Here is an 18,240-nt window from a genome sequence, read left to right on the forward strand (position 1 = left end):
GCCCTCTAAAAAAAGTAACTGTTAGGCTATAGTGAAAATGAATTTTCAACTTTGCTTTTGACATACCTTCTCATGGAAGGGTTTGCACCCTTCGTTTGGCTCGAGGTATGCAGCGCGCTACGTGACGAAGGGGGCAAACCCTTCGCTACGGAAGCTGCACGCTCGTATCAACCCTAGTGCATGGTCTTGATAGCCTTCACTCCAGCTGCCAGCCGAAATAGGTTGGCGACGGCGTCACGTTTGATCTGCTCCATCAAGATATCGAAGAGTTTGAAGGCTTCGATCTTGTATTCCACCAGCGGATCTTTCTGCCCCTGGCTGCGCAGGTAGACGCCTTCACGCAGTTCATCCATTTCGGCGAGGTGGTCTTGCCATCCTTCATCAATGGAGAAAAGCAGCGCCCTTCTTTCTTCGCGATCCAGCAGTTCAGCGGGGATGTTTTCTAACTGCTTGTTGTAGCTGGTCTGCACCTGCTGGACGACTTCATCGACGATTTCGCTGGGCTGACCGATGGTCAGTTCATTCAGCTCCACGCCAAATGAGGATGCGATCCAGTTCTGCAACGGGGTGAGATCTAGGTCGTGGCGATCGCACTCGCTGAGCTTCTGCTGCACGCCATGGGCGACGATTTCCTCCATCGTCTGCAGCGCCAATTCGCGGATGTTTTCGGTAGCGAGCACATCGTTTCTGAAGTCGTAAACGATCTCGCGCTGCAGGTTCATCACGTCGTCGAAATCGAGCACTTGCTTGCGGCTCATCGCATCGCGTTGCTCGAGGCGCGTCTGTGCGGTTTCGACAAGTTTGCCGATCGGTGGGATCTTCCGGTCGCCCCGCTGCGCCATATCCACCAAGGCGGCCATCTGGGCTGGGTCGCCGTGGTTGCGCATCAGGTCGTCTTCCAAGGAGATGAAAAACTGGGAGCTGCCAGGGTCGCCTTGGCGCGAGCAACGACCGCGAAGTTGTCGGTCGACCCGCCGAGACGGGTGTCGCTCGGTGGCGATCACAAACAGACCACCGAGCTCCGCCACGCCATCGCCCAGTTTAATATCAGTGCCTCGTCCCGCCATGTTGGTGGCCACGGTCACGGCGCCTTTCTGGCCTGCCTTGGCAACGATGGTGGCTTCCTGTTCGTGATGTTTGGCATTGAGCACAGAGTGAGGGATCTTGGCGAGCTTGAGCATGCGCGAGAGGGTTTCCGAGGCGTCCACGGAGCCGGTTCCGATGAGCACCGGCTGACCGGTCTGGTGCGCGGCCTCGACGGTGCGGATCACCGCCTGGTATTTATCCCGGCGGGTTTTGAACAGCTGGTCGTTGCGGTCGATCCGTTGGTTCGGCAAGTGCGAGGGGATGGGCAGCACATCGAGTTTGTAAATCGCATGGAACTCAGCCGCGGCGGTCTCTCCGGTGCCGGTCATGCCTGCCAGCTTCTCGTAGAGGCGGAAGTAGTTCTGGATGGTGACCGTGGCGTAGGTCTTGGTCTCTTCCTCAATCTCCACACCTTCCTTGGCCTCCACCGCCTGGTGCAGTCCATCGGACCAGCGCCGCCCTTCCATCTCGCGGCCGGTGCTTTCATCGATGATGGTCACCTTGCCATCGCGCACGACGTAGTGCACATCGCGCTCATGCAGGCAGTAGGCGGTGAGTAGCTGGGAGATGCCGTGGATCGAGGCCGCCCTTGCATTGCGTTCGTCGCGGATGTCTTGCAGCGCTTCCGCCTTTTGTTGCTCGCTGCGTTCGCTATCGGACTGCACGGCGGCCATTCTTGCTGAGAAATCCGGCAAGGTGAAGCTGTCGGGATCATTGGGGGCGAGGAAGAGTCGACCTTTTTCCATCAGGTCGGCATCGCGGCGTTTGTCATCGATGGCAAAATAGAGCTCGGCCTTCAGCTTGTGGATGTCTTTTTTAGCGGAGCGTTTCTGATACTGCAGCTCCGTCTTTTCTAGCAACCTCCTGAGGTCCGGGTTTTCCATGAAGCGCAGTAGCTGGCGATGCCTCGGGTGGCCGAGCTTGAGCTTGAGCAGGGAGAGACCGGCGGCCTTGGTGTCGCCTGACTCGAGCTGCTGTTTCACTTCGCTGGCGATCTGATTACACAGCGCGGTTTGACGTTTCACCAGCTTCTGCACCTTCGGCTTGAGCGCCAGCAGCGGTTGCTCGGTCTGCTCCACCGGGCCTGAAATGATCAGAGGGGTGCGGGCGTCGTCGATCAGGATCGAGTCGACTTCATCGATGATGGCGAGGTAGTGGCCGCGCTGAACTTGCTCGTCGCGATCCTGAGCCATGCCATTGTCGCGCAGGTAATCGAAGCCGAATTCCGAGTTGGTGCCGTAGGTGATATCGCATTGATAGGCAACCCGGCGAGGCTGCGGATCCATGTCGCTCTGCAAACATCCGATGCTGAGGCCCAACGATTCATACAGCGCGCCCATCCATTCGGAGTCACGTTTGGCAAGGTAATCATTCACCGTGACCACGTGCACCCCAAGGCCGGTAAGGGCATTGAGATAGACCGGCAGGGAGGCCACGAGAGTCTTGCCTTCACCTGTCTGCATTTCAGAAATCAGCCCGCGGTGCAGGGCGATGCCTCCCACCAGCTGTACATCGTAGTGGACCATCTCCCAGGTCATCGGTTGGCCGCTGACGAGGATCTCGCTGCCACAGAGTCGACGTGCCGCATTTTTCACCACGGCATAGGCCTCGGGGAGAATCTTGAGCAAATACTTCGCTCGGGCGGCGGCGAATTGAGCTTCGATGTGCTGGAAGGCTGCCTTGGCGCTGGTAATGGATGCGCTGTTGGGCTCGACTTTTTTGGGCAATGACGAGAACTCCTTGCGCAGGGTGGCGAAGCGGGTTTCCAACGTCGTGGCCATTGCGCCGAGCTCCTCCGGTCCCATCCGCTCCAGCTCAAACTGGGTGACGCTTTCTAGCGGGTGGTATTTCGCCAGGTCCTGTTGCCACTGGCGTGTCAGCTCTTGCAAGCGTTCGGCCGGTTGCCGCTGGAGTTGTTCTTCGTGGGCGTTGATCCGATTCACGATCGGCTGGATCTTCGCGAGCTCACGCTGGTTTTTGTTGCCGAGGATTTTAGGAAATAAGGTGGTAATCATGGAATGAAATAAGTTGTGCGGATGCATGTCGATCCGCAGAAATGTTGTTTTGTTAGAAAAAGGCAGAGCCCTACCCAACAGGCAGGGAGTGGTCCCTCACACAAGGAGGGACGTTAGGGGCACACGCCAGCCGAGATAAAAACGATCAAGCCCCCCCGTCTGCGAATAGAACGCGAGGGGCTGGTCAGCTAAAGACGTGATGCGTAGGCTTAGCCACGCGGCGGTGCGCGACCGTAAACAGCGCTGCCACGACGGGTGACGACAAAGGGGCGCTGGTGGGAGCTCAGATCGGTCCGCTGAACCACTGGCGCTCTGAGCGAAACGCCACTGGCTGTGCAAGCCATGAGACCGGGGAAATCGCGGTCGGGTGACGTGGACGGAGACTCGTTGGTCGACAGCTGAGTGACGCTGCCGCCATTCACCTGCGATGATTTACGGAGTGAAACCTTAGTCGATGCCAGCGCGTTACAGCCCAACAAAGCCACCACCGCCAAGACCCAGGGGATCAATGCGTGAGGGTGAGCTTTCGAGCGTAAGGTGGTCATCGGAGATTCGACTCAAGATTCTAGAGGCTGATCGACTCCTCTAGAATCGGAGAGACCGAAAATTTGTCAAACGGTTTAATGCGGATGACGGAGGGAGCTTTGGAGCGCGCCGAGGTATCGGCGCTTATAAGCCGCGGGGATTGCTTGTTGGGTGAGAGGAGCTGGGAAAGCTTCCTCATGTGCCAAAGCGGCGATACCTCGCCGCCGTTTATAGTTACTTCGCAGTCAGGGCCTCGGCGGGGATGGCGGCGGCTTCTTGGGTTCCCGGGGTTTTCCACAGCAGGGCGGACTCAACAGCCTGACCTGATGTGCGCACGCTGAGGGTGAAGGGATGAAGGCCTTCTGTCAGGTTGAGCTTGCCGCCGCGCTGGTTGGATTCGGCGGAATCGGTGTCGGCGACGACGATGCCGTGAATGCGAAGCACTCCGCGAACACCTTTAGGCAGGCTGAACTGGTAGCGACCTTGCTGGTTCACCTTGATGGCTCCGGTGAACTGGGTATTGCCGGTGATGGCTTTGGTGTTCAGGGTTTTGACCGACTCACTGGGCACGGATGGATCTGAAATACGGATGGCGTAGGGGAACTTGCCTTCGATGCTCTGGCGCACCAGTTGCGGTGCTTGGGCGGCATCGATGGCGGGGATGGCCAGGCCGTCATAGGGGCGCTTGGCAGATTTGTTGGTGCCGTGCAGACGTGCCGATGCGGTGAGCCAGTGGAACTGGGACGGGATCCCTTTTTGACCTGCCAGATTGGTGCTTTCCTGAGGATCCTTCACCACATCGAAGACCATGAAGGGCGTGCTGGCGGTTTCCACATTGTAGCGGATGGCTTTCAGATTGCCTTCGCGCACGACCTGCATTTGGCCACGCTTGGCATTGCGGCGAGCGGCTGGGAATTCTGGATACGCCGGAGTTTTCTTGTGCTCGTAGTATTCGACGTAGATGCTCGACGGCTGTTGTTGGCCCTTACCAGTGAGGGTGGGGAGCAGGGAGACACCGTCGGTAACGGCTGGGGTGGGAGCCTTGGCGATGTCGCAGAGGGTCGCCATCCAATCGTGCATCTGAGAGGGGCTCTGGGTGATGCTGCCGGCTTTGATCACACCAGGCCAGCGCGCCAGAGCACCAGGACGGATGCCACCTTCCCAGCAATCGCGTTTGATTCCGGTGAAGGGGCCAAAGCTATCGAAGAAACCAGGTTTCAGTGGTTGCTCGATGTAGGACTCCTTGGACGGGCCGTGATCGCTGCTGAAGATCACCACGGTATTTTGATCCACTCCGAGATCCTTGATGGTCTGTAGCAGATCGGCCACGGAGTTATCGATGCGGCGGATCGACGAGGCATAGCGTTTGGCCACCTCGGTCCATGGCTGGAGTGGGGTGCTGGGATCGTTATCGTGATCGTATTTGCGCTCGGAGTAATCCGGGTGGATGTAGCTGTCCGGCTTATTGGAGGCGGTGTTGATCATTTTGCCGTCCTTGCCTAGCCACTGCATGCCGCCTTTGACGCCCAGGCCCTTGGGGTAGGGCATGGTGGCGATCTGCGTGGCGGCGTGCGGGGTGTCGTAGGACAGGAAAAGGAAAAACGGTTGGTCGGGTGACGTTTGCTGATGTTCGATCAGCCACTTTTTCGAGGCGGCGGTGAACAGATCGGTGGTGTAGCAACCTTTCAACTTGGCGCCGATCTCTTGGTTTTGTTCCCAGACCTCGGCGCGTTTTTTGAAATGGATCAGGTCGGCCGGGTAGTGCTCGTGGCCATCTTTGTGGCGGACTCCGCCGAGAAAGTAATCAAAACCACGCTTGGTGGGGTAGGCTGGCCAGCTCGATGGGTTTTTCCCTTTTCCCTGCAGTCCCCATTTGCCGATCAGGGCGGTGTGATAGCCTGCCTGCTTGAGGGTGGAGGCGAGCGTTGGCTGGTTTGGCAGTGCCTTGTCGAACTGGTTGTTACGGATGGCGGCGTTGCCTTGGTGTTGGCCGGCGAAGAGAGAGGCGCGTGATGGCGCACAGACGGGGGCAGCGACGTAATGAGCGCGGAGCTGGATGCCATCGGCCGCCAGCTGATCGATGTTCGGGGTGGAAAACCACGGTTTGTCCGCTTCATCCGCCTTCTCCCGAGCCTTTTGATTGAACACTCCGATGTCTCCGTAACCAAGGTCATCGCAGAGGATGAACAGGATGTTTGGCTTGTCGGCGGCCGTCAGGGGTGAGGCAAGCAGGGTGCAGAGGAAGAACGTTTTGATCGATTTCATAAGGTGTGGGGAATTCGTTGGGAGGAAAGGAGGCTAGGAAAAAAATCCCCCTAGACCAGCTGGCTAGAGGGAGGAGAAATTGGGGGGGAGATTAGAAAGGAATGTCGTCACTGGCGAGGTCCTCTGGTGAGGGTTCGACCTCCTGGGACGCTGGTTGAGCGCCTGTGGGTGCCTGATTGCCAGCGCTTTCTCCGCCTTGGATCTTCCAGCAGTTGAGGTTGACGTAGTATTTGCCCTTATACTCGTTGCCGCGGATATCGAAGTGGACGGTCACGTCTTGGCCGGGCTCAAATTTGTCGAGCCATGCGCACTTGTCTTTGACGATCTCAAACTTGATGTCCTGGGGGTAGTTTTCATCGGGGGTGGTGATGACAAACTCGCGTTTGCTGAACCCGCTGGGGAACGTTTGGGTATCGAGGATGACTTTGATTTTTCCGGTAGCTTCGTACATGCGCAAACTCTATTCAGGATCAGACCCGCAATACCACCGAAAAAATTGTCAACAGGGGCAGCCGCGCGGATGTTTGACTCTCGAAGGGTGGGCTGTCGCATTGCCGTCAGGTGCTTTGTTGGAGGTCGCGAGAAGACCGGTGATACGCACGAAGAAGGGGGATTCGGAGGGTAGGTTGAGACGTGTTGATACAACTTTCTCAAAATGAAACTTTACACTGTAAAGTTATTGTCGTATTAAACTTTCATGCCTGAGCACGCAGACTTACTTGAACAGCACCGGATCCCGGTGACCGCCCAGCGTTTAGCGGTGTTACGCGCAGTGGATAAGAAGCCTCATGCCACAGCCGATATTTTGGCTGAGACCGTGCGACAGGAAATAGGCACCATCTCACGTCAGGCTATCTATAACGTCCTGACGCTGTTTTCGGAAAAAGGCCTGGTGCGCCGCATCCAGCCAGCGGGCTCTTCGGCGCGTTATGAAAATAGGGTGGGCGATAACCATCATCACCTGGTGTGCCGCGAGTGTGGTCTGACCGTTGATGTCGATTGTGCCACGGGTGAAACGCCCTGCCTGCACGCGGCGGATGATGCCGGCTTTATCATTGATGAGGCTGAGGTGACTTACTGGGGGCTGTGCCCTGAGTGCCAGGCGTCGAAGGCCAAGAACTAAACGATTTTCTCTCTACCAAAAACAAACAGAAACTAACAAACTAAACTAACCATACGATGTCCAACGAATCCAAATGTCCGTTTTTCCAATCCGCTCCTGCCGGCGGTGGCACTTCCAATGAAGACTGGTGGCCGAACCGCCTGAAGGTGGAGCTGCTTCATCAGCATTCCATCAAATCCGATCCTATGGGCGAGGAATTTGATTACCGCAAGGAATTTGCGAGTCTGGATCTGGACGCGGTGAAACAAGATCTCACCGAATTGATGACCGATTCCCAAGACTGGTGGCCGGCAGATTTCGGGAACTACGGCCCCTTGTTCATCCGTATGGCCTGGCACAGCGCCGGCACTTACCGCACCGGAGATGGGCGTGGTGGTGGTGGTCGCGGTCAGCAACGTTTTGCTCCGCTGAACAGCTGGCCGGATAACGTCAGCTTGGATAAGGCGCGCCGTCTGCTGTGGCCGATCAAACAGAAATACGGTCGCAAGATTTCTTGGGCTGATTTGCTGATCCTGACCGGCAATGTGGCCTTGGAAAGCATGGGCTTCAAGACCTTCGGATTTGCCGGTGGTCGGGAGGACACTTGGGAGCCTGATCAAGATGTCTACTGGGGCAGCGAGACCGAATGGCTCGGTGGCGACAAGCGTTACGACCATGGCTCGGAAGGGGCGGATGAGGATCGCGGTGTCCTGGTGTCCGATGACGCCGCCGATGGCGATGTCCACGATCGGGTGCTGGAAAACCCACTCGCTGCAGTGCAGATGGGCCTGATCTACGTCAACCCCGAGGGGCCTGATGGTAACCCTGATCCGATTCTTGCAGCGCATGACATCCGCGAGACCTTTGCTCGCATGGCGATGAATGACGAGGAGACGGTGGCGCTCATTGCCGGCGGTCACACCTTTGGCAAAACCCACGGTGCAGGACCTGCCGACAATGTGGGCGATGATGCCGAGGCCGCTCCTTTGGAAGCACAGGGGCTCGGCTGGGCGAACAGTTACGGCACCGGCAAGGGTGGCGATACCATCACCAGTGGTCTCGAAGTCACCTGGACCTCGACGCCGGCGAAGTGGAGTCATGGATTTTTCAAGAACCTGTTTGAGAACGAGTGGGAACTGACCAAGAGCCCGGCAGGTGCTCACCAGTGGGTCGCGAAAGATGCTGCCGAGACAATTCCTGATGCACATGAAGCTGGGAAAAAACATCGTCCCACCATGCTGACCACCGATCTGTCACTGCGCTTTGATCCCGAATATGAAAAAATCTCCCGCCATTTCCTGGAGAACCCGGATGCTTTTGCCGAGGCTTTTGCCAAGGCCTGGTTCAAACTCACACACCGCGATATGGGACCGAAGTCTCTCTATCTGGGGCCAGAAGTTCCTGAAGAAGACCTGATCTGGCAGGATCCTATTCCTGCCGTTGACCATGCGCTGGTGGATACTGCGGACATCGTTGATCTGAAGAAGAAAATTGCAGAGTCTGGCTTGAGTGTCTCAGAGTTAGTCTCCACTGCTTGGGCATCAGCTTCTACGTTCCGAGGTTCCGATAAACGCGGCGGAGCCAATGGCGCACGCATTCGTCTTGCACCGCAGAAAGACTGGGAGGTGAACAAACCTCAGCAGTTGGAAAAAGTGTTAGGTAAGCTGGAAGAAATTCAAACAGCCTACAATGACAGCGCATTGAATGGTAAAAAAGTCTCCCTGGCCGATCTGATCGTGCTCGGTGGTGGCGTGGCCATCGAGATGGCAGCGAAGGCGGCCGGTCACGATGTCGAGGTGCCATTCACTCCAGGCCGCACCGATGCCAGCCAGGAGCAGACCGATGTGGAGTCCTTCGAGGCCCTGGAACCCAGAGCCGACGGCTTCCGCAACTACCTCGGTGGCAAGTTCACTGTGCCAGCGGAGCATCTGCTGATCGACCGCGCTCAGTTGCTGACCCTAACCGCGCCGGAACTGACGGTATTAGTCGGTGGTTTGCGCGTGTTGGAAACCAATGCCGATGACGAAGGTTACGGTATCCTGACGACTCGCCGTGGTCAGTTGACGAACGACTACTACGTCAACTTGCTGGACATGGGGATCGAGTGGAAATCCGTCTCGCCCTGTGGCAATGCCTACCTCGGCTCGGATCGCCAAACCAAGCAGCCAAGGTGGACCGGCACCCGTGCCGACCTCGTTTTCGGATCAAACTCCGTGCTGCGCGCCGTCGCCGAGGTGTATGCCTGCGCCGATGCCGAGCAGAAATTCGTCAACGACTTCATCGCCGCTTGGGTGAAGGTCATGGAGCTGGATCGCTTTGACTTAGTCTAACGAAATTCACCCAACAAACGCGCTTCACCATCATGTGGAGCGCGTTTTTTTGATCTCTGAAGTTGACTGTTAGTTAGAAGTTAGGGTGCGTCCTTGTTGACGATGGCACGGAACTCGCCGTCGACGTAGGTGGCCTTACTGACTCCGTAAATGGTCAGCCAGGAGAGCACAAAGCCGGGGATGATCTCATAGACACCCGGACCGCCGAGGAAGGACTGGTTCCAGTCCAGAGCGATCCATGCGATCACCGTGGCGGCTCCCACCACCATACCGGCAAGAGCGCCGGAGCCGGATGTCTTTTTCCAGATCAGTGCCAGAATGATCATCGGGCCAAAGGCGGCACCAAAGCCAGCCCAGGCGTTAGCCACCAGACTGAGCACTTGCGAGTCTGGATTTCCCGAGATCAATGCCGCGACAATGCCCACCGCCAGCACACTGAGCCGACCAATGAAGACCAGTTGTTTATCGCTTGGCTTCTTGTTAATGAACAGTCGGTAGAAGTCCTCTGTTAGGGATGATGAGGAGACGAGAAGCTGGCTGGAAATGGTCGACATAATCGCTGCCAGCAAAGCGGCGTAGAGGAAGCCGGTGATCAGCGGGTGGAACAGCAGGTCGGAAAGAATCATAAAGATCGTTTCCGGATCGTCAACGGTGATGCCATTGCGCTCGACGTAGGCCCGGCCGAAAATCCCCATGCCAACGGCGCCGATCAGGGCGACGAGCATCCAGCTCATGGCGTAGTTGCGCGCTTGGCTGACGTCCTTGACGGAACGCACCGCCATGAAACGCACGATGATGTGCGGCTGACCAAAATATCCTAATCCCCAGGCAAGTGCCGAGATCAGACCGACCGCTGTGACGCCACTGGTGAGGGACAGGTAGCTGGGGTCGATCTCGCTGAGTCGCTCGGCGGCGCCCCCGATGCCGTCGCCTTGCCCTGTGGTGAGAATGACGATGGGCATGATCACTAGCGCAAGCATCATGATGACGCCCTGGCAGAAATCGGTGAGGCTGACGGCGAGGAAGCCTCCCACCACGGTGTAAGCGAGCACCACAATGAGGGTGAACCAGACGCCGAACATGTAGTCGCTCATGAAGCCGAGGTTGACCATCTCCCCGAAGGCGCTGGCGAAGAGTTTGCCTCCGCCGACAAGACCGGCCGCGGTGTAAACGATGAAGAATATCACCACAATGATGGCAGAGGTCATCCGCAGAGGCAGGGCACGGGAGGGGAAACGATTGGCCAGGAACTGCGGAACTGTTAGCGCGTTGTCGTAGCGTTCCGTCTGTTCGCGCAGGCGGGGCGCGACGATGATCCAGTTGCACAAGGCCCCGACAAATAGCCCAATTCCGATCCAGGCTTCAATCAATCCCGCGGCAAAAAGCGCACCGGGTAAACCTAACAGTAACCAGCCAGACATATCAGAAGCCCCGGCTGAGAGGGCGGCGACGGCAGGGTGAAGGTTGCGCCCGCCGAGCATGTATTCCTCGGAATTCGAGGTCGATTTTTTCGCCGCGTAAAACCCGATGGCGATCATTAATGCGAAGTAAAGAAAGAGACTGGTCCAGATTCCGATGTGCATAAAGAGTTAGGTAGTGGGGTGGTGCCGCGCCTTATGATGGGAAAAGCTCAACCGTTGAGCCACACCGCGCGAGGAACCACAACCTCTCACAGCCATGCTGTCTGTCAAGGGAAGCTCTGGAAAGCTGCCGATGTGTTAGGAATGCAGAGGTCTTGTTCCTTAGGGTTTTTGTTAGATTGCTTTGAGCTTAACTCGACGGCTTTCCATAGAAGATTCGTTGACGCAAGACACGAGGAAATCGATGAAACGCTGGGCGTAGGGATGAGTCGTGCCTCGGGCGACGTAACTTGCCAGTGATGTCTGGGGCAGCTTCGGCAGGGTGTCGTTGATGCGTGGCAGCTTGTCGCCGAGCACGGAGCGGGGCAGGACGCTGATGCCAAGTCCGGCACGGACCGCCGATTGCACGGCATGGACGGAGTTGGCTTCGATAGCCAATTTCCACGGAGTGCCAATTTTTGTTAGGGTGTCAAAGGCAATCTTGCGATAGCAGCAGGGGGATGGCATGAGGACGAGATCGAGCGCCTGGGATGGTTGATAGTCGGCTGGCAGAGTCCCGGTCCATACCAGAGGCTCATCCCAGAGAATGTCGCCTTTGTTTCCCTCCGGGCCGGCGAAGACGAGATCGAGTTCGCCATTTTTGAGCTTAGGGAAAAGGTCCGCTCCCATACCGAGGATCAGGCTGAGATCACAGTTCGGATGCGCCCGGCGGAATCGTGCCAGCAGGGTGTGCAGGTGCTGGGGCGCGAGGTAATCGGCAAAACCGACACGGAGCAAGGTGGCCTCATCCGGTGCGGTCACCGCGAGGGCTGCTTCGTCGGCCAGTTCAAGGATGCGGCGGGCGTAGCTGATAAATGTCTCGCCAGCGGCGGTCAGGGCGACTGAGCGAGTGTTGCGATCGAGCAGTTTGGCGCCCAGACGGTCTTCGAGTTTGGCGACCTGCAAGCTAATGGCCGACTGGGTGCGGTGAATCCGCTTGGCCGCTGCAGAAAAACCACCTTCCTCAACCACCGCAATGAGGCTGCGTAAGGAAAGCAGATCGGTATCGAGGGTGAATTGAGATGTTTGCTCGGAAGCACATGGCTTATTCGATTAACTCATAGGTGGTATTAAAACAAGCAATTTCACAAATGAAACGATTGAGTTATGATACTGACATCGATTGGGAGAAAATGCTCCCGCAAACAAACTAACTACAAACAAAGAAAGATAAGAACGATGAAAGCAATGCTATTGAAGAGTTACGGTGAAGACGCAAAATTTGAAACTTCTGAAATAGAGAAGCCTCAGGTGCGCGCAGGTCACCTACTGGTGAAGATCGCCGCGACCAGTGTCAACACGGTGGACACGATGATCCGCACCATGGGCAAGGATCTTCCTCTTTCGCCAGATACCCCTGCACTGTTAGGTATGGATTTCGCAGGCACCGTGGAGGAAGTTGGCGAGGACGTGACTGATTTCTCCGTAGGCGATGAGGTATATGGTTGTGCAGGAGGTCTAGCAGATTTACCCGGCACACTGGCAGAATACATTGTCGCGGATGCAGATTTGGTAGCGAAGAAGCCAAGCAACCTATCGATGCGCGAGGCCGCAGCGCTACCTTTGGTGGCGATCACTGCCTATGAAGGCCTGCAGCGCGCGAATATCAGCAAAGGTCATAAGGTGTTAGTGCACGGCGGTTCCGGCGGCGTGGGACACATTGCGATCCAACTAGCCAACTACTGGGGCGGTGATGTGTATTCCACCGGCGGTGGTGATGAACAGCTGGCGTTAATCAATGATCTGGGAGCTAAGCCGATTAATTACAAAACGGAATCCGTGGAAGATTACGTGGAGTCTCACACCGATGGCGCAGGCTTTGATCTCGTATTCGACTCCGTGGGTGGTGAAAATTTACTGAACTCATTCGAGGCAGCCGCATTGAATGGTCAGATTGCGACCACAGTCTCCATGTGCGAACTCGATCTAACACCAGCCCACATGAAAGGCCTCTCGCTGCATGTGGTCTTTATGTTGATCCCCATGCTGCATCATCACCAGCGCAGCGAGCACGGCAGAATCCTCGCAGAGCTGGCAAAGATTGCCGAGGCGGGAGCATTGAGAGTGGTCCTTGATGAGAACCGTTATTCTCTCGAGCAGGCCAATGAAGCTCATGCACGATTGGAAAGCGGCAAGGGAATGGGTAAGGTCGTGGTGGATGTTTAATGATTAACTCAATAGAAAATATGAAAAAATTAATAAAGAAAAACGCTCTGATCGGGTTGCCAGTGGTAGCAGTGACAATGTTAAGTAGCTTGCTATCGAACGTGGCTGCCGAGGAAAAATCAGACGAGGGGGATAGCGCTGTGGTTGCTCTGGCTGATGTGAAGTGGACACCGCTGAATAAGGCGAGGGGTGACGCGAGTCCGCAGGCGGCGACCTTGTGGGGCGATCGAGCTGGTGATGCCGCTACCGGATTTCTGGTGAAATTCAAAGATGGCTTTTCCTCTCCACCGCACATTCACAACGTGACTTATCGAGGAGTGGTTATTTCCGGATTGATCCACAATGATGATCCAGCAGCCGCTAAGATGTGGATGCCCTCTAGCTCTTACTGGACACAGCCTGCAGGAGAAAACCATATCACGGCGGCTAAAGGAGAGAACAATATGGCGCTGATCGAAATCGATAGTGGCCCGTATTTGGTTCTGCCGTCAGATAAGGCGACAGATAACGGAGAGCGACCGATCAATGTGCATGAATCTAACATTGTCTGGCAGGATGCAACGGAAACGACACGAATCGAGGTGGGAGCCTCGCAGAAATCCCCTCAAATGGCCTTGCTCTGGATGAAGGCGGATCAGGCGCGAACCAATGGATCTCTACTGAAGCTACCCGCAGGTTTCCAAGGTGAGTTACGCACCGGAAAAGGGCGATTTCGTGCCGTAGTGGTCAATGGACAGGTGGCTATGCAGCAAGATGAAAAATCATCCAAGCTCGTGGCTGGCAGCTATTTCACTCACCTGGGAGCGACCGTGTATCGATTGAAGACAGAAAAAGAAACAGTGCTCTACCTACGCCATGCAGGTGGGTATCGGGTCGTGGCGAAGTAGCGAACAGGAATCTATGTTAGATGTGAATGATACAACGAATCAATTATTAGAAATGAAACAATATATCATGGAGCCAGGGGCGGATGCGATCCGTCTGGTCGATGCTGAGGTGCCGAAGCTGGGGCCGAAGGACGTTAAAGTGCAGCTGAAAGCCGCGTCGCTGAACTATCGGGATTTCCTGATGAGGCAGTATGCGAAGGAGGCCATCGTGCCGTTTTCCGATGGTGCGGGTGTGGTGGTGGAGGTGGGTGCCGAGGTGCAGGATTTCCAAGTGGGAGATCGGGTGCTGGGTTTGTTTTTTCCCAACTGGATCGACGGCGAGATCACCCGTGAGATTCATGGAGTGGCGCGCGGCGGTGGCTCGGTGGACGGAATGCTGTCGGAGTTCGTCCTCGGGCACGAGCAGAGTTTTGTCGCTGTGCCAGAGCATCTTGATTTTGCCGAAGCCGCGACCCTGCCCTGTGCCGGACTGACGGCCTGGCACGCCTTGTTCGAGCACGCACGACCCGCGAAGAAGGGCGATACGATTTTGATACAGGGAACGGGAGGCGTGTCGATCTTCGCCCTGCAGCTCGCCGTGGCATTTGGTCTGAAGACGATTGTGCTTTCGAGTTCTGATGAAAAATTGGCACGTGTGAAGGAAATGGGAGCCACGCATACCATCAATTATCGCGACACCCCGGACTGGGATCAGGAGGTGTGGGAACTTACTGGGAAACGCGGCGTGGACCTGGTGGTGGAGGTCGGTGGCGCAGGCACCTTCGAGCGCTCGATGAAGTCGGTGAAATACCACGGCGTGATCAGCCTGATCGGTGTGCTGACCGGCACGGCGGCGGAGGTGAATCCGTTTATGATCGTCGGCAAGAGCCTGCAAGTGTTCGGCATCTACGTCGGCAGCAAAGCCATGCAGCACCGCTTCCACGCAGCATTGGAAGAACACAGTCTCACACCCGTGGTGGACAGCGTCTTTGAGTTCGAAGATGCCGATTCAGCTTATGTTCACCAAAAGTCTGGTAAGCATTTTGGCAATGTGGTGGTGCGAGGGATGGATGCTTAATCGGCTGTGTCAGGGCGTTATTGTCTGACTAGATGGCAGACGTCTGCTTACAGTCCGGATAGCCGGTGCAGCCCCAGAATTGGGAGCCTTGGTTGGCTCCTGTTTTGGCAGTGCGGATGGCCATGGCTCTGCCGCAGGCTGGGCAGTGCGGGGCTTTGTGATCAGACGAATCCGTCTGATCGGAGCGATCTTGGTTTCGCTTCGCGATGCGAGCGGTGGCGAGGGTTTCACGGTAGCCACCGCCTTCTACGAAGGCCTGTTCCATGGCGATGAGTTGTTTGTCTAACAAGAAGTTCGCTTGGTGAATCAGGCAGAGGATCGCGTTGGCGCGGATGGCGGGGTCTGCATGCTCTAACCAAGGGCGGTAGAGCGTATAGCGGGCACGGTCGCCGGCGTCTGTGGGCAGGTTTAGATCCGACTGATCGGTCTGATCTGACGGATCTTGTTTTTGGCACTGGCGTGCCAGAGCCCGCACTTGAGATGCCTCGGGGGCATCCTTTGGCCAGAGCGGGAGATCGTTCTGGCGGAGGTAGTCTTCGAAATCCAGCAGCAGCTCTTCTTGAGATGCTCGCGCGACATTGGTGAGTTTCAGTTCGGAGTGGGTGCTGGTAGAACCAGCGCGGTTGCCCTCTGCAATATTCTGCCGACCACTACGTGCAGCCTGGACCATCTGGTCAGTGGTGCGGGAGTAGGGATCGATGAATTTTTTGCAGAAGGCTACCGTGGCATCGTAGATCAGGGTGGTTGTCTGGAATGATGCCAGTTTGCGGTAACCGCCAGTTGGGCGGAGTTTTTTCATGGGGTTAGTTTTAGATCGGTCTGATCCGTCTGATCAGACCGATCATCAGAATCACACGGAGGCCAGCTCCTCTTTGCTCATGTCATCACCGGTGTAGCCATTTTCCTCAGCATACTTTCTCACATCTGCGGTGATTTTCATCGAGCAGAATGTCGGTCCGCACATCGAGCAGAAGTGGGCGGTTTTGGCACCTTCGGCGGGGAGGGTTTCATCGTGGAAGTCGATGGCTCTGGCTGGGTCGAGGCCGAGGGCGAACTGGTCGCGCCAGCGGAACTCGAAGCGGGCTTTGGAGATGGCGTTGTCTCGTTCCTGCGCAGCCGGGTGGCCTTTGGCGAGGTCAGCGGCGTGGGCGGCGATTTTGTAGGTGATCACGCCTTCGCGGACGTCGTCTCTGTTAGGGAGACCGAGGTGCTCCTTCGGTGTGACGTAGCAGAGCATGGCGCAGCCATACCAGCCGATGTTGGCGGCACCGATGCCGGAGGTGATGTGATCGTAACCGGGAGCGATGTCTGTTGTCAGCGGCCCGAGGGTGTAGAAGGGGGCTTCGTGGCACCAGTCGATTTGCTTCTGCATGTTCTCTTCGATCAGCTGGAGCGGCACGTGGCCGGGGCCTTCGTTCATCACCTGGCAACCTTTGGCCCAGGCGCGGGTGGTGAGTTCTCCCTGGACTTCGAGCTCGGCGAGTTGGGCGTAGTCGTTGGCATCGGCGATGGAGCCGGGGCGGAGGCCGTCGCCGATGGAGAAGGAAACGTCATAGGCGGCGCAGATGTCGCAAATTTCATCCCAGTGGGTGTAGAGGAAGTTCTCGGCATTGTGGTGCAGTGCCCACTTGGCCATGATCGATCCACCACGACTGACAATACCGGTCATCCGGCGGGCGGTGTGGGGGACGAAGCGCTTGAGCACGCCGGCGTGGATGGTGAAGTAATCGACGCCTTGCTCGGCCTGCTCGATCAGGGTGTCGCGGTAAAGCTCCCAAGTGAGGTCTTCGATCTTGCCGTTGACTTTTTCCAGTGCCTGATAGATCGGCACGGTGCCGATGGGAACTGGTGAGTTGCGCAGGATCCATTCGCGGGTGGCGTGGATGTTTTTGCCGGTGGACAGATCCATCACGGTGTCGGCGCCCCACTTGGTGGACCAGCGCATTTTTTCCACCTCTTCATCGATGGTGGAAGCGACGGCGGAGTTACCGATGTTGGCGTTGATTTTTACCAGGAAATTGCGACCAATGATCATCGGCTCGTTTTCCGGGTGGTTGATGTTGGCAGGGATGATAGCACGGCCGCGGGCGACCTCGCTTCTGACGAACTCGGCGGTGATGAGCTTCGGAATTTCAGCGCCGTAGGTCTGGCCCGGGTGTTGGTGGTTCATGACGTTGCGCGAGACCTGTTTCATCGGATCGATCTCGGACGGACGCGGCATCTCGTAGCCTTCGGGCGTGGAGTTCTGCTGGCGGACGAATTCCTTGATTTGCTCGGACGCGTCATCGGGCAGCTCGTCAACGGTCGGGTAGCGATCGTGGATGGTTTTGAACTCCTCCATGCGACCGTTGTTCTCGCGGATCGCGATGTATTCCATCTCGGGAGTGATGATGCCTTGGTCGGCATACCATTTCTGAGTGACCGGGTGGCCGGCGGAGGCACGCAGCGGCTTGCGCTTCAGGCCGGGGTATTCCTTGAGCTTGTTCTTGGCGGCTTTGTTTTCGTTGTATTTCTCCGCGTGTTTCTCGGAGAGGTAGCCATTGTCGGCGGCGGTGATTTCGCGGCCATCGTATTCCTCGACGTCATTGCGGTCGAGAATCCACTGGCGGCGCAGGGCAGGGAGGCCTTCGCGGACGTTGCCGTCGAAATCAGGGTCACCCCAAGGGCCGGAGCAATCGTAGACACGGATCGGTGGGTTTTCTTCGACTCTTCCGTTCGGGTGCTCGGTGTCGGACAAGCGGATCTCACGCATCGGCACTTTCACGGACGGGTGGATGTTTCCCTCCACATAAACGCGGGTGGAGTTGGGGAAAATGGTCGGGTCTTTTTCCAGGGCGGCAAGCTCCTCGGAGTTATCGATGTCCTCGACAAAGTTGCCGGTGTAGTCGGAGCGCTGGTGGGCGTTTTCCGGAGTGATTTCGTTATCGTCGCGTGAGATCATGGTAGTTGTGGTGTGATGGTTGAGTTTGGGGGGATAAAAAAAGAAAACCCACCGCCTGGAATATGGAGCGATGGGTTTGGCGACGTATTTCGATGTCCGAAAAGAAACGCGACTCCCTTCGCCGGTGTTAACCGTGGCAGGTTCTGAGGGTCATGGGCGGTTTTGCTCATTCTCAGCCTCGTCGGCTCCCCTGTCTTAGCGTTCGGATTTTAATGACTCGGCCTGAAGTGTCAAGGTGGGGTTTTTA

13 protein-coding genes and 1 riboswitch are annotated in these 18,240 nt (G+C 56.7%); of the genes, 5 read left to right on the forward strand and 8 right to left on the reverse strand.

The window, feature by feature from the left end; all coding sequences use genetic code 11:
• Positions 1-173: 173 nt before the first annotated feature.
• The 4 genes from secA to JO972_RS13900 all read right to left on the reverse strand — a co-directional run bounded on the left by secA (position 174) and on the right by JO972_RS13900 (position 6,342).
• Positions 174-3,101: a preprotein translocase subunit SecA gene (gene secA, locus JO972_RS13885; RefSeq protein ID WP_309490672.1), complete on the reverse strand. Its 2,928-nt coding sequence runs from the start codon at positions 3,099-3,101 to the stop codon at positions 174-176.
• A 209-nt stretch (positions 3,102-3,310) separates the two neighbouring features.
• Positions 3,311-3,646: a hypothetical protein gene (locus JO972_RS13890; protein WP_309490673.1), complete on the reverse strand. Its 336-nt coding sequence runs from the start codon at positions 3,644-3,646 to the stop codon at positions 3,311-3,313.
• Between the two features lie 214 nt (positions 3,647-3,860).
• A complete protein-coding gene (locus JO972_RS13895) occupies positions 3,861-5,891 on the reverse strand; it encodes an arylsulfatase (RefSeq protein WP_309490674.1) in 2,031 nt (676 codons plus the stop codon).
• Positions 5,892-5,982: 91 nt separating this feature from the next.
• Positions 5,983-6,342, reverse strand: a complete 360-nt coding sequence (locus JO972_RS13900; RefSeq protein ID WP_309490675.1) for a DUF3127 domain-containing protein — start codon at positions 6,340-6,342, stop codon at positions 5,983-5,985.
• A gap of 246 nt (positions 6,343-6,588) precedes the next feature.
• Here JO972_RS13900 and JO972_RS13905 point away from each other — a divergent pair, with 246 nt between their 5' ends.
• Together JO972_RS13905 and katG are read left to right on the forward strand one after the other, a co-directional pair.
• Positions 6,589-7,014 carry a Fur family transcriptional regulator gene (locus JO972_RS13905; protein WP_309490676.1) on the forward strand — a complete coding sequence of 142 codons (426 nt, stop codon included), beginning with the start codon at positions 6,589-6,591 and terminating at the stop codon, positions 7,012-7,014.
• A 56-nt stretch (positions 7,015-7,070) separates the two neighbouring features.
• Complete coding sequence (katG, locus tag JO972_RS13910; RefSeq protein WP_309490677.1) at positions 7,071-9,323, forward strand: catalase/peroxidase HPI; 2,253 nt, start codon at positions 7,071-7,073, stop codon at positions 9,321-9,323.
• 80 nt (positions 9,324-9,403) lie between these two features.
• On the opposite strand, the gene putP is transcribed toward katG, so the two are convergent.
• Positions 9,404-10,906: a sodium/proline symporter PutP gene (gene putP, locus JO972_RS13915; RefSeq protein WP_309490678.1), complete on the reverse strand. Its 1,503-nt coding sequence runs from the start codon at positions 10,904-10,906 to the stop codon at positions 9,404-9,406.
• 171 nt (positions 10,907-11,077) lie between these two features.
• Positions 11,078-11,941 carry a LysR family transcriptional regulator gene (locus tag JO972_RS13920; protein ID WP_309490810.1) on the reverse strand — a complete coding sequence of 288 codons (864 nt, stop codon included), beginning with the start codon at positions 11,939-11,941 and terminating at the stop codon, positions 11,078-11,080.
• A gap of 180 nt (positions 11,942-12,121) precedes the next feature.
• Here JO972_RS13920 and JO972_RS13925 point away from each other — a divergent pair, with 180 nt between their 5' ends.
• From JO972_RS13925 to JO972_RS13935, 3 genes are read left to right on the forward strand one after another with little or no spacing between them, the layout of a single operon-like run.
• Positions 12,122-13,108 carry a zinc-dependent alcohol dehydrogenase family protein gene (locus JO972_RS13925; protein ID WP_309490679.1) on the forward strand — a complete coding sequence of 329 codons (987 nt, stop codon included), beginning with the start codon at positions 12,122-12,124 and terminating at the stop codon, positions 13,106-13,108.
• Positions 13,109-13,128: 20 nt separating this feature from the next.
• Positions 13,129-13,995 (forward strand): DUF4437 domain-containing protein, encoded by an 867-nt coding sequence (locus JO972_RS13930; RefSeq protein WP_309490680.1) that lies wholly within the window; start codon positions 13,129-13,131, stop codon positions 13,993-13,995.
• A 52-nt stretch (positions 13,996-14,047) separates the two neighbouring features.
• Positions 14,048-15,052, forward strand: coding sequence for a zinc-dependent alcohol dehydrogenase family protein (locus JO972_RS13935; protein ID WP_309490681.1), 1,005 nt, complete (start codon positions 14,048-14,050; stop codon positions 15,050-15,052).
• A 28-nt stretch (positions 15,053-15,080) separates the two neighbouring features.
• Here JO972_RS13935 and JO972_RS13940 read toward each other — a convergent pair whose 3' ends face one another.
• Positions 15,081-15,851: a four helix bundle suffix domain-containing protein gene (locus JO972_RS13940; RefSeq protein ID WP_309490682.1), complete on the reverse strand. Its 771-nt coding sequence runs from the start codon at positions 15,849-15,851 to the stop codon at positions 15,081-15,083.
• 51 nt (positions 15,852-15,902) lie between these two features.
• Positions 15,903-17,993 carry a phosphomethylpyrimidine synthase ThiC gene (thiC, locus tag JO972_RS13945; RefSeq protein ID WP_309490683.1) on the reverse strand — a complete coding sequence of 697 codons (2,091 nt, stop codon included), beginning with the start codon at positions 17,991-17,993 and terminating at the stop codon, positions 15,903-15,905.
• Positions 17,994-18,089: 96 nt separating this feature from the next.
• Positions 18,090-18,195, reverse strand: a riboswitch (TPP riboswitch).
• Between the last annotated feature and the right edge of the window lie 45 nt (positions 18,196-18,240).

This window comes from Oceaniferula flava (genome assembly GCF_016811075.1).
Lineage (GTDB): Bacteria > Verrucomicrobiota > Verrucomicrobiia > Verrucomicrobiales > Akkermansiaceae > Oceaniferula > Oceaniferula flava.